This is a genomic window from Paenibacillus sp. J45TS6, assembly GCF_018403285.1.
In the GTDB taxonomy this organism is placed as follows: domain Bacteria; phylum Bacillota; class Bacilli; order Paenibacillales; family Paenibacillaceae; genus Paenibacillus.
In genome coordinates, this window is sequence record NZ_BOSJ01000022.1 from 1 (window position 1) to 14,481 (window position 14,481).

At 41.5% G+C, this 14,481-nt stretch carries 19 protein-coding genes, 1 rRNA gene and 2 pseudogenes; 2 read left to right on the top strand and 20 right to left on the bottom strand.

The window, feature by feature from the left end:
• From KJS58_RS21725 to KJS58_RS21735, 3 genes are all read right to left on the bottom strand, one after another.
• Window positions 1-73, bottom strand: a 16S ribosomal RNA gene (locus KJS58_RS21725); the annotation flags it as partial.
• A gap of 519 nt (window positions 74-592) precedes the next feature.
• Window positions 593-820 (bottom strand): hypothetical protein, encoded by a 228-nt coding sequence (locus tag KJS58_RS21730; protein ID WP_160036639.1) that lies wholly within the window; start codon window positions 818-820, stop codon window positions 593-595.
• A 92-nt stretch (window positions 821-912) separates the two neighbouring features.
• Window positions 913-1,524, bottom strand: coding sequence for a stage II sporulation protein M (locus KJS58_RS21735; protein WP_213535580.1), 612 nt, complete (start codon window positions 1,522-1,524; stop codon window positions 913-915).
• Between the two features lie 112 nt (window positions 1,525-1,636).
• Here KJS58_RS21735 and pdaB point away from each other — a divergent pair, with 112 nt between their 5' ends.
• Entirely contained in the window at window positions 1,637-2,449 is an 813-nt protein-coding gene (pdaB, locus tag KJS58_RS21740) for a polysaccharide deacetylase family sporulation protein PdaB (RefSeq protein WP_213535581.1), read from the top strand.
• A gap of 17 nt (window positions 2,450-2,466) precedes the next feature.
• Here pdaB and KJS58_RS21745 read toward each other — a convergent pair whose 3' ends face one another.
• Entirely contained in the window at window positions 2,467-3,069 is a 603-nt protein-coding gene (locus KJS58_RS21745) for a KinB-signaling pathway activation protein (protein WP_213535582.1), read from the bottom strand.
• A gap of 128 nt (window positions 3,070-3,197) precedes the next feature.
• On the opposite strand from KJS58_RS21745, the gene gerD reads away from it, so the two are divergent.
• Window positions 3,198-3,965, top strand: coding sequence for a spore germination lipoprotein GerD (gerD, locus tag KJS58_RS21750; protein WP_249717788.1), 768 nt, complete (start codon window positions 3,198-3,200; stop codon window positions 3,963-3,965).
• A 104-nt stretch (window positions 3,966-4,069) separates the two neighbouring features.
• Here the strand turns inward: gerD and KJS58_RS21755 are convergent, their stop codons facing one another.
• The 16 genes and pseudogenes from KJS58_RS21755 to KJS58_RS21830 all read right to left on the bottom strand — a co-directional run bounded on the left by KJS58_RS21755 (window position 4,070) and on the right by KJS58_RS21830 (window position 14,472).
• Window positions 4,070-5,179: an Mrp/NBP35 family ATP-binding protein gene (locus KJS58_RS21755; RefSeq protein WP_213535583.1), complete on the bottom strand. Its 1,110-nt coding sequence runs from the start codon at window positions 5,177-5,179 to the stop codon at window positions 4,070-4,072.
• A 93-nt stretch (window positions 5,180-5,272) separates the two neighbouring features.
• On the bottom strand, window positions 5,273-6,028 hold the full coding sequence (gene cwlD / locus KJS58_RS21760) for an N-acetylmuramoyl-L-alanine amidase CwlD (RefSeq protein ID WP_213535584.1): 756 nt from the start codon (window positions 6,026-6,028) through the stop codon (window positions 5,273-5,275).
• A 93-nt stretch (window positions 6,029-6,121) separates the two neighbouring features.
• Window positions 6,122-7,291, bottom strand: coding sequence for a sulfate adenylyltransferase (sat, locus tag KJS58_RS21765; protein WP_213535586.1), 1,170 nt, complete (start codon window positions 7,289-7,291; stop codon window positions 6,122-6,124).
• A gap of 48 nt (window positions 7,292-7,339) precedes the next feature.
• A complete protein-coding gene (locus KJS58_RS21770) occupies window positions 7,340-8,032 on the bottom strand; it encodes a phosphoadenylyl-sulfate reductase (protein ID WP_213535587.1) in 693 nt (230 codons plus the stop codon).
• 340 nt (window positions 8,033-8,372) lie between these two features.
• Complete coding sequence (gene rpsI, locus KJS58_RS21775) at window positions 8,373-8,768, bottom strand: 30S ribosomal protein S9 (protein ID WP_213535588.1); 396 nt, start codon at window positions 8,766-8,768, stop codon at window positions 8,373-8,375.
• A gap of 19 nt (window positions 8,769-8,787) precedes the next feature.
• Complete coding sequence (gene rplM, locus KJS58_RS21780) at window positions 8,788-9,225, bottom strand: 50S ribosomal protein L13 (protein WP_213535589.1); 438 nt, start codon at window positions 9,223-9,225, stop codon at window positions 8,788-8,790.
• Between the two features lie 167 nt (window positions 9,226-9,392).
• Window positions 9,393-10,208 carry a tRNA pseudouridine(38-40) synthase TruA gene (truA, locus tag KJS58_RS21785; RefSeq protein WP_213535590.1) on the bottom strand — a complete coding sequence of 272 codons (816 nt, stop codon included), beginning with the start codon at window positions 10,206-10,208 and terminating at the stop codon, window positions 9,393-9,395.
• Window positions 10,209-10,381: 173 nt separating this feature from the next.
• Window positions 10,382-10,747, bottom strand: coding sequence for a 50S ribosomal protein L17 (gene rplQ, locus KJS58_RS21790; protein WP_160036628.1), 366 nt, complete (start codon window positions 10,745-10,747; stop codon window positions 10,382-10,384).
• Window positions 10,748-10,781: 34 nt separating this feature from the next.
• Window positions 10,782-11,726, bottom strand: coding sequence for a DNA-directed RNA polymerase subunit alpha (locus tag KJS58_RS21795; RefSeq protein WP_160036627.1), 945 nt, complete (start codon window positions 11,724-11,726; stop codon window positions 10,782-10,784).
• A gap of 133 nt (window positions 11,727-11,859) precedes the next feature.
• On the bottom strand, window positions 11,860-12,255 hold the full coding sequence (gene rpsK / locus KJS58_RS21800; RefSeq protein WP_068537278.1) for a 30S ribosomal protein S11: 396 nt from the start codon (window positions 12,253-12,255) through the stop codon (window positions 11,860-11,862).
• Between the two features lie 19 nt (window positions 12,256-12,274).
• Window positions 12,275-12,643, bottom strand: a complete 369-nt coding sequence (gene rpsM / locus KJS58_RS21805; protein WP_160036626.1) for a 30S ribosomal protein S13 — start codon at window positions 12,641-12,643, stop codon at window positions 12,275-12,277.
• A gap of 21 nt (window positions 12,644-12,664) precedes the next feature.
• On the bottom strand, window positions 12,665-12,778 hold the full coding sequence (gene rpmJ, locus KJS58_RS21810) for a 50S ribosomal protein L36 (RefSeq protein ID WP_003333770.1): 114 nt from the start codon (window positions 12,776-12,778) through the stop codon (window positions 12,665-12,667).
• 158 nt (window positions 12,779-12,936) lie between these two features.
• Window positions 12,937-13,152 (bottom strand): translation initiation factor IF-1, encoded by a 216-nt coding sequence (gene infA, locus KJS58_RS21815; RefSeq protein ID WP_036652996.1) that lies wholly within the window; start codon window positions 13,150-13,152, stop codon window positions 12,937-12,939.
• Between the two features lie 2 nt (window positions 13,153-13,154).
• Window positions 13,155-13,461: pseudogene (locus KJS58_RS21820) on the bottom strand (KOW motif-containing protein).
• Window positions 13,462-13,591: 130 nt separating this feature from the next.
• Window positions 13,592-13,822: pseudogene (locus tag KJS58_RS21825) on the bottom strand (hypothetical protein); the annotation flags it as partial.
• A 5-nt stretch (window positions 13,823-13,827) separates the two neighbouring features.
• Window positions 13,828-14,472, bottom strand: coding sequence for an adenylate kinase (locus tag KJS58_RS21830; RefSeq protein ID WP_191804544.1), 645 nt, complete (start codon window positions 14,470-14,472; stop codon window positions 13,828-13,830).
• Window positions 14,473-14,481: the final 9 nt, after the last annotated feature.

Here is a 14,481-nt window from a genome sequence, read left to right on the forward strand (position 1 = left end):
GACTCCGCTCGACTTGCATGTATTAGGCACGCCGCCAGCGTTCGTCCTGAGCCAGGATCAAACTCTCCAATAAAGTTATTGAAAAGAGCGATAAGCTCATTTAGAAAATGCTGACGAGAACTTAAAATCCTCTATTCAATTTGTTATGACCAACAAATTGAATTTGTATTAATTCACTCACGAGTTTCACTTGCGTAAAACTCCTCGTTGTTCAGTTTTCAAAGATCAAATTCATTCGTTTAACTTCGTGTTCATCACCGTTTGTTAATTTCAGCGGCGACTTTTATAATATATCATGTTCTCTTCATTAATGCAAGACTTTTTTTCGAAGTTTTTTTTCGAAGTCTTTTCGACATCCTGTTGACCAGAATGTTTACTTGAAAGGAACGAGTTATAATTTATCATATTTTTGCTAACTGAGTCAATACCCTTTTATAAAAAAGTTTCATATTCTTTATCAAGTTCTCTTAACCCTTTATTACCAATAACAGCCCTCTCTAACCTGCCTCTATATAGTAGGATATATAAAACAAAATCCCCTTCCAATCCATTTAGAATAAATGGACCGAAGGGAGCATTTATATCCACATCATTATTTAAATTGTGAAATACGTGCATTTCTCGCATACTTAGATAGTTCTTTTGCAGGTGCAAATCTTGCATACATACGGAAGACTGTTTTATAACGGTTAGCTATAGCATATCGGATTTCACGATCCAGCCTAGAATCACCGAGATCAAGCAGCATCTCATCGAGTTCTTTGCGAATCACATAATCTAGTTCTTTACATTCCTTTTCATTAAACAGCATTCCGAGCATCACAATACTCCTTCATCATGTTTTTTATCTGCCTTACAAGATGTTTTATTGTTATGCTCATGTTTTGCCAAAAATATGAATTAAATCTTAAATTACTTTACAAGCGCGAATGTTATCGTGCTTTCAATTATGGCAGCAATGAACAAGAGAATAACAATCCAAACTGAAGCCGTACCGGTTTGTCTTATAAAGGACCGTAAGTCTGTAGTTCGATTACGAGTTCTCTTCATTCCCTTGCCTAAGGATTTAATGATAAGCACGCCAAACTTTAGACCAAACGCACATGCAACGATAATAGCGGGAATTTCTATAATTCCGTGCGGCAGCAACCCTTTTACAACCACATCGTACATACTTACCCCCTGTTGCCATGATAAATGCAGTAAAAAGCCTAAAACTCCCCCGTTAATAACAAGAAAAAAGACAGGGACCACCCCTGCTAGTGCTCCAGCAAATATTACAAGTACGGCCTTCGTAGCATTATTCCAAAATATAAACGTAAAAAAGTTCCACTGCACATTGTCCCCTTGCTGTAACTGCTCACTGATTTCTCTTAACCCGCTGATTTGCTGAATCATGATTTCTTGCAAAGCTCCCGTGCTAATCCAACCAAGGACTCCTCCAACCAGAAAAATGATGGCCGCTGCCCACACGTAATTTGATAACGATTTAAGATCTTTAATAAAGGTTTGTAAATGAAACATATTGTCCCCCTCTTTCTATGATCAATGTAAGGCTTAGGTTGCTTGTCATATGTACAAGGTACGAGCATACATATAAAAGTAAACGAATTGGTAAATGGAAGGAGCATCGATTATGAATTCATACTTCTATGTCTTAAATGGCCGAAAGATCAAGAAATTTCTCATTGTTTTCGCTGCAGCAATCTTCACTCTTGGAATCATCTACGTGGAGACAGAAAATGTATCCGTATTCTCCGAAGGTGGAGGTTCTCCAACGGCGGTTTACAGTGTTCCCACAGAGAAAAAATTAATTGCCCTGACGTTTGATATCAGCTGGGGGGATAAACGCACTGAACCGATTCTAAAGGTACTTGAAGATAAAAAAGTACAAAAGGCTACTTTTTTCCTGTCCGCCCCTTGGTCAAAAACACACCCTGATATGGTTACAACAATTAGAGATGCCGGCTTTGAAATTGGCAGCCATGGATATAAACATGTGAATTACAGTAGTTTAACGGAAGAAGAAATCCAAAAGCAAATTACAACAGCCCACTCTATTTTAACCGATGTATCGGGAAAAGAACCGAACTTACTCCGCCTTCCAAACGGTGATTTTGATAAGCGAGTACTTCGCATTGCAGATAACCTTAATTATCAGGTTGTTCAGTGGGATACCGATTCCCTGGATTGGAAGAATCCTGGGGTTGATCAAATTGTGAATCGTGTTGTCAGTAAAGCTCATCCCGGTGATATTGTTCTTCTCCATGCCAGTGACTCTGTAAAACAAACTCATGAAGCATTACCTATTATTATTGATCAGCTTCGTCAAAAAGGATATGAGTTCGTGACTGTATCCGAATTAATTAATCAGTCTAATGTAAAAGGTACCGAAGTACGCGACCAAGCCTTTATAGACCAACAAATTGAAGATGCAGCGGGACTATAAACAAAAAGAGCTAACGCTTAAGTTAGCTCTTTTGCTTTGGAATCCGTTCTTGATACAATTCGGTGAAGCATGAGAATCTGATATGTATTACAAGCAAGAAGCGGAATCACGGTAAATGTGGTAGCTGCATTTTCCCCAATATTTAAAACACCGATGGTCTCCACTATGGTTAAAGCAATCATGAAAAATAAAGTGGGTATTAGGGCATTACTATTTGTAGCTTTTACTTTAAAATATGCGGTTACAAGTGCGGTCGCTAAAATAATGAAACTAAGCAGCATATCAGTAAACCCTGTTTTACTATTATCCATAAATATACGGAAGAACATTAATTCCAGTAAGGCAAGAATCGTTAGAGCCAACTGAATATAATTCCATGTTTTTATAGAAAATGTGCCTCTCCCCATATAATTAAGGATTAAGTAAGCGAAAAAGCCAAGCTGTGAGTAGACACTAATCATCATACCTGCTCCGAATAAAATAAGTAGATACAATAGGAAATCTGCTGTACTTGATGGCTTGTATTCCCCTGTGGTGAGTATAAGTCCCGTTAATAATGACGCGATCCCACCGATACATAGGGTTTGCCAAAATAAATTAAACCATTTCCTTAAATTCAAAACTTTTCCACCTCCAAGTGTTTATTTTACCAACGATCTCTAAAAAACACCATGGCTTTACAGACATAATTCCCTTACTTGCCCCACATACTACATTCAGTTATTGAGACAAAGGGGATGTGAAACAATTGAAGTGGCATAGCATTAAATGTTTATGTATTGCAGGAGGTCTGGCTTTATTTTTATCCGGTTGCGGGTCTGATAATCCAAGTGCTGCTCCGCAGGGGAGTTATAAAGAAACAAAGACAATGGTCATAGATATTCTAAAAAGTGATGAAGGTAAGAAAGCTCTGGAAGAAGCTCTTCTCGGAGAACGTAGTTCGGGTCAAAGTTCATCCAGCGAAGTAGGTTCGGGAAGTAATTCAAGTGTCTCAGGGAATACATCTAAAGGGTTAGGAATAAGAATGCTCACTTCACAGAGCTCTTCCGATGAAATCAGAGTGGCCGTTAAAGACACCTTGTCTTCTCCTGAGTATAAAAAGGTATTCGAGGAAATTATGAAAGATCCTAAATTTGCCGGGGATTTTGCTAAAGTAGTCAATTCCCAAAGCAAACAAATTCATATGGAACTTATTAAAGATCCCTCCTATCAAAAATCAATGGAAGATATCTTAAAATCGCCGGAAATGACTAAAATGTTATTACAACTAACCCAAACGGCAGATTATCGTAAACAGACCATGAGTGTTATGCAGGAAGCCATGCAAAATCCTATTTTTCGGATGGAAGTTATGGAACTGCTAAAGTCAGTCGTCAAAGAAGAACTTCAGCCTAAACAAAGCGAAGGTGCTGGAGGAGATCAAGAAAAGAAAGACCAATCCAAGAACCAAGGCGGTAAAAAGGAAGAAGGCGGCAGTAGTAGTGGTGGTGGTGAGGGCAGTGGTAACGGCAGTTAACTAATCATTACTTCGTTGTATTATTTAGAAAAAACAAGGCCAAGCGAAGCGCTTGGCCTTTTGAATATAATCGTACAATGATTTTCTGTAATTACCGAGAAATTTTAGCTTGTAATTAAATGTTTGGCCACTTCATCATATATCTTACCGATCTCTGTATTTTCCTTATACACTGAAGGCGAAAAATCCGGTTCAGATATATGATTATCCGGAGAACCCAATGGGATTTGAGCAAGGAGTTCCGTGTGCAAGCTTTCTGCTAGTCGGCCTCCTCCACCTCTTCCAAATACATAATCTTTTGTACCGCATGCACTGCACTCGTAGTAAGCCATATTTTCTATTACTCCAAGTAGTTCGTGATTGGTTTGGATGGCCATAGCCCCTGCTCTGGCAGCAACAAATGCGGCAGTGGCATGCGGTGTCGTTACTATAATTTCTTTACTTTGCGGAATCATTTGGTGTACGTCAAGGGCGACGTCGCCTGTACCAGGGGGCAAATCAAGGATCATATAATCTAAATCCCCCCAATTTACATCACTAAAAAACTGTCGCAGCATTTTGCCAAGCATCGGCCCTCTCCAAATGACAGGACTGTTCTCTTGTACGAAGAATCCCATAGACATTACCTTCACACCAAAGCGCTCAACCGGCTCAATTACTCCATCTATAAGTACAGGCGCATCTTCAATGCCCATCATATCTGGGACACTAAACCCGTAGATATCCGCATCTATGATTCCTACTTTTTTGCCTTGTCTCGCCAGGGCAACTGCCAAGTTAACAGTCACTGTTGATTTTCCTACTCCTCCTTTACCACTAGCGATAGCTATAAAGGTAACTCCGGATTCGGGATCAAGTAATTCATGAGACTCCATACCAGCCGCGTGTCCTTTTACAAGCACTTCATCATCGGTAGGTTCTGTTTCTCTTGTTGATTTCTGTTCAAAGCTTTGGAGTGACTCTTTTTCAGCATCTGATGCAAGGCGCATTCTTACGTGAACCTCTTTTACGCCTGCTTCCTGAAGAAGAGCTGTGACATTATTTTTTAAAATATTGCGAACGTTTTCATCATCGGTTAAACAAATCAAGGTTAAAGCCACTCTGTCCTCTTTTACCATGACATCCCGAATAAACTGCAAATCTGTAAATAACAGACCGCTAATAGGCTCCTGCAAGGTAGAAAGCACTTCTAGTACTTGATCTCTTGATAACATGATAATTGCACCTCAGCTTTATCTATTGGCATGTATTTCACTCAGATCTTTCTAATACATGTCCATTATATCACTCACCGAGGTGCAGATGGCCTACTTTTTCATTTTCTCACCAGATGTGTATCTTAGAATCCCTTTGTAGACCGAAGCCGCCACTTTGCGCTGATACTCCTCTTCTGCAAGGAGTCTGGATTCCTCGGGATGAGAAAGAAAACCAACTTCTACTAATACCGCTGGCATTTTTAGCGCTTGCAGCAAATATACAGTGTTTACTGTTTTGGCCATTCGGTCTGTGTTCTCGAGGTTTCTTCTTATCTCATCTTGAACAAGCGCAGCAAAATCTGCATTATCTTCATGATTAGGGTAGTAGAATACCTGAGCACCACTCCAGCGGTTTGAAGGAATGCTGTTCATATGGATGGTAATAAAAAGATCTGCTTTTTTGTCACTAATCATCTTAACTCGCTGCTTTAAATCTTCCGTTTTCCGTCTTGAGTAAGATTTGGTCTCAGGGGGAGCCAGGTCTACATCCCTTTCTCTTGTCATCACCACTGTGGCACCTGCTTGCTGCAAATAATCACGTAAGTAGAGAGCCACTGCTAAATTGATATCTTTCTCAATAATTCCTTGTTTACTGACAGCACCCCCATCAGGCCCTCCATGACCGGCATCGAGAGCTATGACCTTACCCGATAGCGGCAAGCTCCATGTACTCCAAGTCTTTGACGCCGGGACTTCATACACAGCAATACAGATGAATAGTGCTAGTAAGAGGACACCCATCATCAGTTTTTTCATCGTGCTTACATGGATCCACACCATGAATTTGTTCGAACTCTGTTTACGCATAAAAAAGCCACCTCCGATCCCATAAATGACCATAATGATCTATATGGGACGAGGTGGACAAATATACCGTCGATATGGACAAACTTATAAAATCTAAGACGTAACGTGTTCCGCCATACCTTGAATCAATATTTGGGCCACTTCTGGACGTGTGAATTCAGGTGGCGGACACTTGCCCTCACGGAGAAGTGCTCTTACTTTGGTGCCAGACAAAGTCATATGGTCTTCTTTACTATGCGGGCATGTTTTGGCAGAAGCCATATTGCCACATTTTAAACAGAAGAAGCTATGTTCAAAGAAAAGAGGAGTAATCCCAAGTTCCTCAGATGTAAAGTTAGTAAATATCTCTTGTGCCTCATAGGTACCGTAGTAGTCTCCTACTCCAGCATGATCCCGACCAACAATAAAATGAGTACATCCATAGTTTTTGCGTACAATCGCGTGGAAAATAGCCTCTCTAGGGCCCGCATAACGCATAGCTGCTGGAAAGACACCTAAAAAGGTGCGATCGGCAGGATAATAGTTCTCAAGAAGCGCTAGATAACTGTTCATACGGACATCGGCGGGAACGTCATCTGATTTTGTTTCACCTACCAGCGGATTAAGGAATAATGCATCTACAATCTCCATAGCGCTTTTTTGAATGTACTCATGGGCACGGTGAACAGGGTTGCGTGTTTGGAAACCAACAATCGTTTTCCATCCATTTTGTTGAAAAAGTTGTCGTGTTTGCTCGGGGTCAAAGTAGAACTCATTAAATTTAGCTGGTTGTTTACGGTTTAACAAGAAGATGGGACCGCCAATATAAAAGACAGAACGCTCAAACAATTTTTTTACCCCTGGATGTTCCTGATCATTTGTCTTATAAACATTCTTCGCTTCTTTATCATGATCAACTTCATAAATGCTCTCTATCGTGAGGGTACCGTATATAACATTGTCATCTTGACCTGTAAGTGCAATGGTCTCACCAACTTGGAGGGTTTGTGCCGTATCTCGATCAACGTCAAGTGTAATAGGTATACTCCAAACGGTGCCATCCGAAAGTCTCATTCCTTCAATCACTGACTGATAGTCTGCTTCATTCATAAAGCCCGTAAGCGGAGAAAAAGCTCCTACCCCTATGAGATCAAGATCAGAAATGGTCCAGTTGCTAATAGGTAATTGTCTTAATTTCTCAGCTTTTTGAAGTATTTCTTCCCGATTCCTATCTTCAACAATTTGATTCACTAATGTACCACCGTGAGGTAATATCGATGCCATGATCTCATCTCCCTATCGTCATATACACTTTAGCAATGTAATAAATATTTATTTATGAAGTCCGCATTCAGTCTTATCATTGCCTGACCAGCGACCTGCGCGCGGGTCTTCCCCAGGCATTACTTGTCTAGTGCACTGCTCACAGCCGATACTAGGGTAGTTCTGATCATGCAATGCATTATAAATCAAATTGTTATCTTTAATGTAATTCCATACATCCTCATTCGTCCATCCAGCAATCGGGTTGAATTTCATAAGTCCAAATTTCGTGTCATACTCTACCTTCTTAGAGTTAGCGCGAGTTGGCGCTTGATCTCGGCGAATTCCAGTAATCCAAGCATCGTATTGAGATAAAATACGCGTAAGCGGTTCTACTTTGCGAATATTACAGCAAGCGTTAGGATCTGAATTCCATAGCTCTGGACTATGAGTAGCTGCTTGTTCCTCTGGTGTGAGCTTGGGAGAAACACGGACAAAATCAATATGATAGCGTGCTACAAGTCGATCCCTTGTTTCATATGTCTCTTTAAAGTGAAAGTCTGTATCAAGATAGAAGATATCGGTAGAAGGACTGATTTTTTGTATCATATCCACTAAAACAACATCTTCCGCACCAAAACTACATGCAAAAGTAATGTTCGGAAATGTCTCAACAGCATATCGAATAATCTCTTCAGGAGAAGCATCTTCCAGTTCAATTGCCTTGTCTCTTGCCAACTCTTCTTTTTCTAACAGATTCACAATGAAGACCTCCCACAGGGGTAATATTTTTTACACTAAACCGATATATATGATATGAATTACAATTAAGTATAAATATTTCCAGTTATATGTCAATGCTATTTCCAAGGTAAACTGTCAGAATTAATATAAATGATTCATATTCCACTTATATTCCAGCTATGTGAATCAAATTCATAACTCATGAAAACAGTAAATTTGTAACTATATATAAACAAGTAGAACCGTTTGGTCTATATATAGTCCTAATAAAAGCAACTAAAGAAAATATGAAATTGATTCTGTATACAACAAAAAAGCCCTCTCTTCCGAAGAAGAAAGGACTTTTGATCCGAACAGATTAACGTTTGGAGAACTGAGGTGCGCGACGAGCCGCTTTAAGACCGTATTTTTTACGTTCTTTCATACGTGGGTCACGTGTTAAGAAGCCAGCTTTTTTCAAGCTTCCACGGTACTCAGAATCTACTTTAAGAAGTGCACGGGCGATACCGTGACGAATTGCTCCTGCTTGACCAGTAATACCGCCACCGTGAGCAATAACGAGAATATCGTAGTTGCTTGTAGTTTCAGTCAGTTCAAGTGGTTGTTTAACGATCAGTTTGAGTGTTTCCAAACCGCCGAAATAATCGTTGATATCACGTTTGTTAATGACAATGCGTCCTTCACCCGGTACAAGGCGAACACGAGCTACCGAATGTTTACGACGACCTGTCCCATAGTATTGTACTTGTGCCATGAAACTGTCCTCCTTTTAATTATCCGCGAAGTTCGTAAACTTCAGGTTTTTGTGCTGCATGTGGATGTTCAGCGCCAGCATATGCTTTCAATCTAAGTTTCATTTGGTTACCCATACGAGTTTTAGGAAGCATGCCGTGTACAGCAAGTTCGATCATACGTTCAGGTTTGTTTTTCACCATGTCTTTTGCAACAGTGACTTTGAGGCCACCTGGGTGCATGGAATGACGATAGTATTTTTTGTTGTCCATTTTCTTACCTGTAAGAACAATTTTCTCAGCATTGATGACAACAACGAAATCACCAGTGTCAACGTGTGGAGTAAATTGTGGCTTATGTTTACCGCGGATCAGAGCCGCAGCTTCGCTTGCCAAACGGCCAAGCGTTTTGCCTTCAGCGTCAATGATGTGCCAGTTACGCTCAACTTCACTAGGCTTAGCCATATAAGTGGTACGCATGAAAAGATCCTCCTTTAAATATCGCGTTCATAATACGCATAAATAGTTATCATTTATATTCGTTAAAAGTTGCTGTTAGTTTGATGGATTTACGTGTGTTGCATATCGTTTACTTAAATGGGGCTGTGGGAAAGCCATTAAGAAAACACAACTTATATATTACACGATTAAATGCTACTTCGCAAGACATTATCGCAGGTTTTTTTTAGGAGATGTTCATACTCTACATTCCATAACATTAAACCCTTGCTAACCGCTGTTGGGCCAGCAGCAGAACGGTCCTGTGCAGCTAGGATATGTTTCATATCCTCAGGCTGACGTTTCCCTTCTCCTATTTCCAGGAGCGTACCGATAATAATCCGCACCATATGCTGAAGAAAACCATTACCGGTCAAATAGATATGAATAATACCTTGATCTCGCGGATGATCCACTCTGCACATGGAAGTGTCGTGGTCCATTCGCGCTTCATATAAAGTCCTGACATGGGAATCCTTCGTTGAATGCCTAGATGCGAAAGAAGTAAAGTCGTGTGTACCTAGTAAGTACGGCAAACTTTCATTCATTGCCTTAATATCGAGCTTACCTGGATGGTGTAACTGTATCCGGCGATTAAATAAATCTGCAAATTGATTAGCATTAATTGTATAGCGATAAGTTTTTCTTTTGGCAGATCGCCGGGAATGAAATGAGAGTGGTACTTCGTATGCATCTGTTATAAGGATGTCGTCAGGAAGTCTTGTGTTAAGAGCCATGCACCAGCGCTCAAGAGGAATCTTGGACTCTGTGTGAAAGTGAAACACTTGCCCTCTTGCATGGACCCCAGCATCAGTACGTCCCGAGGCATGGATTTTGATTTCCTCTCCAGTCAGATAGTTAATCGATTTTTCGATGACATCCTGTATTGTGTTGCCTATGGGCTGTGTTTGGAAACCAAAGTAATCCGTTCCATCATAATTCACACGCATACAAATATTCCGCATTATTCTCACCTCATCATACCATACTAATCACAGCAACCACTCGTAATGACAGCATCACAATGAAAAAGAGCTCCTCTCGGAGCTCCTCCCCAAACTACAGCGCAGCACTAGCGAAAAAAAGGGGCAGTTCAGAACCTAGATCCTGTCCACCCTTCCTTCACTCTCGCCTCATATTACACGCGGTCTACTAATTCCAAGTAAACCATAGGTGCAGAATCACCGCGACGAGGTCCCAGTTTCATGATACGAGTGTATCCACCTGGACGCTCAGTGTAACGTGGTGCAATATCGCTGAACAGTTTTTGAATTGCATCCTGTTCACCATCAATTGTTTCACGGCGCACATATGCAGCAACTTGACGACGTGCGTGCAAATCACCTTTTTTAGCTTTAGTGATCAGTTTTTCAGCGATAGAACGAACTTCTTTCGCTTTCGCTTCCGTCGTTTGAATGCGCTCATACAAGAACAGATCCGTTACGAGGTCACGGAACAATGCTTTACGAGCACTGGAGTTACGACCCAACTTTTGGTATGCCATGTTTTCCCCTCCTTCACTTCAAGCAATCGTGTTGCTATTCTTCTGTACGAAGACCCAAACCAAGCTCTTCGAGCTTCTCTTGCACTTCTTCTAAAGATTTACGACCCAGGTTACGTACCTTCATCATGTCCTCTTCAGTTTTCGTTGTAAGTTCTTGAACCGTGTTGATACCAGCACGTTTCAAGCAGTTATAGGATCGAACAGATAGATCGAGCTCTTCGATCGTCATTTCGAGTACTTTTTCTTTTTTGTCTTCCTCTTTTTCGACCATGATTTCTGCATCTTTCGCTTCGTCTGTTAGACCCACAAAGAGCAGTACATGTTCAGTCAAGATTTTAGCGCCAAGACTTACAGCTTCTTCTGGACGAATGCTGCCATCAGTCCAAATTTCAAGTGTAAGCTTATCGTAGTTTGTTACTTGACCTACACGCGTATTTTCAACACCGTAGTTGACACGCGCAATCGGGGTATAGATCGAATCCACAGGGATGACGCCGATCGGCTGATCATCGCGTTTATTCCGATCTGCCTGGACGTAGCCGCGACCGCGATTGGCATAAATACGCATGTGAAGTCTCGAACCTGGACCAAGAGTAGCGATATGAAGATCCGGATTAAGGATTTCAACATCACTATCCGCACGGATATCTCCGGCTGTAACAGCCCCTTCACCTTCAGCATCAATCTCAAGAATCTTCTCTTCATCAGAGTGAATCTTCAAAGACAAAGCTTTAAGGTTCAGAATGATTTCCGTAACGTCTTCCATTACGCCAGGAACTGTAGCAAACTCGTGCAACACTCCATCGATTTGCACCGATGTAACTGCCGCACCTGGAAGTGAGGAAAGCAAGATACGGCGAAGCGAGTTACCCAGCGTCGTACCATATCCGCGTTCCAGCGGTTCTACCACAAATTTGCCATAAGTGCCATCATCGTTGACGTCTACCGTCTCAATTTTTGGCTTTTCGATTTCTATCACTGCAATACCCCTCCTTCAAAACGTCGGTCCGATATGAAATATTTACCTTATCTAGTGTTACCATGTAGTATGCCTAAACAACCATTATTAACAGATTGTGCCGGATTATACCACACGAAGGGGGCAAATCTCATTAGACACGACGACGTTTTGGAGGACGGCATCCGTTATGTGGCACAGGAGTTACGTCTTTGATCAGGTTAACTTCAAGACCAGCAGCTTGCAAAGAGCGGATCGCTGCTTCACGGCCAGCACCTGGACCTTTAACCATAACTTCAACTGATTTCATGCCGTGTTCCATTGCTGCTTTAGCTGCAGTTTCTGCTGCCATTTGAGCTGCGAATGGAGTCGACTTACGGGAACCTCTAAATCCAAGACCGCCGGAGCTTGCCCAAGAGATAGCGTTACCGTGTGGATCCGTAATAGTAACAATTGTGTTATTGAACGTGGAACGAATATGAGCCACGCCAGATTCAATATTTTTACGGTCACGACGTTTAGTACGTACGACTTTTTTCGGTTTAGCCATTGTAGATTATCCTCCCTTCTTATTTCTTTTTGTTTGCTACAGTACGACGAGGACCTTTACGCGTACGAGCATTTGTTTTAGTACGTTGTCCACGAACTGGAAGTCCACGACGGTGACGAACACCACGGTAACATCCGATCTCAGTCAAACGTTTAATATTTAAAGAAATTTCTCGACGAAGGTCACCTTCTACCTTAACCGTTTTGTCGATACTTTCACGTAATTTGCTCACTTCATCTTCCGTAAGATCACGGACACGAGTATTCGGACTAATGCCTGTTTCGCTCAAAATTTTCTTGGAAGTCGTTGAACCGATTCCGAAAATATATGTCAAGGCGATCTCAACGCGTTTATCACGTGGCAAATCCACACCAGCTATACGAGCCATTTTACGCTACACCCCCTTCTATTAACCTTGTTTTTGTTTGTGTTTCGGATTTTCGCAGATGACCATTACATTACCTTTGCGGCGAATGACTTTGCATTTCTCGCAGATAGGTTTTACAGAAGGTCTTACCTTCATGTTGATTACCTCCTCAAAGTTTTACGATGAGTAAAACTGACTTCGAAAGCATGCTAACAGCCAGATAATACACAATCTATCTACATAGCGTACACTAGATTATGATACCATGCAAAGCTGATATAAACCTTCATCGTTATTTCAGAAAATAAGCCTTACTATTTACGATAAGTTATACGCCCTTTTGATAGGTCATAAGGCGATAACTGAACAACCACTTTATCTCCTGTCAGAATGCGGATAAAGTGCATCCGCAGTTTGCCGGAAACGTGAGCTAGAATTTGATGACCATTCTCAAGCTCTACTTTGAACGTTGCGTTGGGAAGCGGCTCAAGAACCGTTCCTTCCACTTCAATGACATCTTCTTTGGCCACAGTTAGTCTCCTTTCTCTTCAGCTTTGAACTTCGCCTACATTTAAGAACTGCTGAACTGCATAACGCAGTTTTCCGTTCGTTACCCGTCCAACTTCGTTTAAGCTGTTCACAACCTCGCTGCTAATCATCGGCTGGGGTTCCAGGTGAAGAAGGTTCTTCTTCTTTCGTCCGTCAAACTTACGTTTGTATCCGTCAGCAATATACACGAACCTGTTGTCCTCAACAGCAATGACTACTGCAATCTGACCGGCATCTCTGCCGCGAAGTATTTTTACGATCTGTCCGACTTGTGGGATCTTTTGATTCATCGTCTCATCACCTACGCATCTCGCTTTCGTAAAAATTACATCCTGTCTGGTTAAGAACAAAAGAAAGTTCTTGAGCACACAGCACATTGTCATACGACATTGTATACAGCCGAACATTGTTCGACGCTTCATGCACTCTTCGTTCATCGACTGAAGTACAAATACTGGCAGGAAAACCGTTATAACCTGTGAAAGACGGCACAGCCCCTTGACTGCGATTATGTTGATCAGTCATTTGGTCAAGTTCTCCGGACAAAACCCGAGCAATACCGTGAATTGCAGGATCAGCCTGCACTGATGTGCGAGTTAATCTTGCATCACAGTTTGATCCCAGTTCTGCATCGGACTTACAAATGATCATTACCATTAACCTCGCAGTAAGGATACGATCTCTTGCGACACCGCATGAATTTCCTGTTCCCCGTCGATTTGACGCAGAAGACCTTTGTTCTCATAAAACGTGAGGAGTGGTGCAGTTTTGTTGATATATTCGTCAAGACGTGTACCTACGCTCTCTTCATTATCATCAGAACGTTGATACAATTCGCCGCCGCATTTATCACAAATGCCTTCCTGTTTAGGAGGGTTAAAAACAACATGATACGTAGCACCGCAATTTTTACACAAGCGACGTCCTGTTAGACGAGCAAGAAGTTTGTCACGGTCTACTTTCAAGTTGATGACATGGTCCAAACCAGTATTAAGTCGATTTAGGATACCGTCAAGCGCTTCTGCTTGAGAAATAGTTCTTGGAAATCCATCCAATAGAAACCCTTTCTTGCAGTCAGGCTGCTGTAGGCGTTCTTCAACAATACCGATTGTTACATCGTCTGGTACAAGCAGTCCTTGATCCATGTATTCTTTAGCTTTCATCCCGATAGGAGTTCCCTGTTTGATCGCTAAGCGAAATGCATCGCCTGTTGAAATGTGAGGAATGCTGAATTCATTTACAATTGCTTCTGCTTGTGTCCCTTTCCCTGCCCCAGGAGGGCCCATGAATAAAATGTTCACGTTATGTCA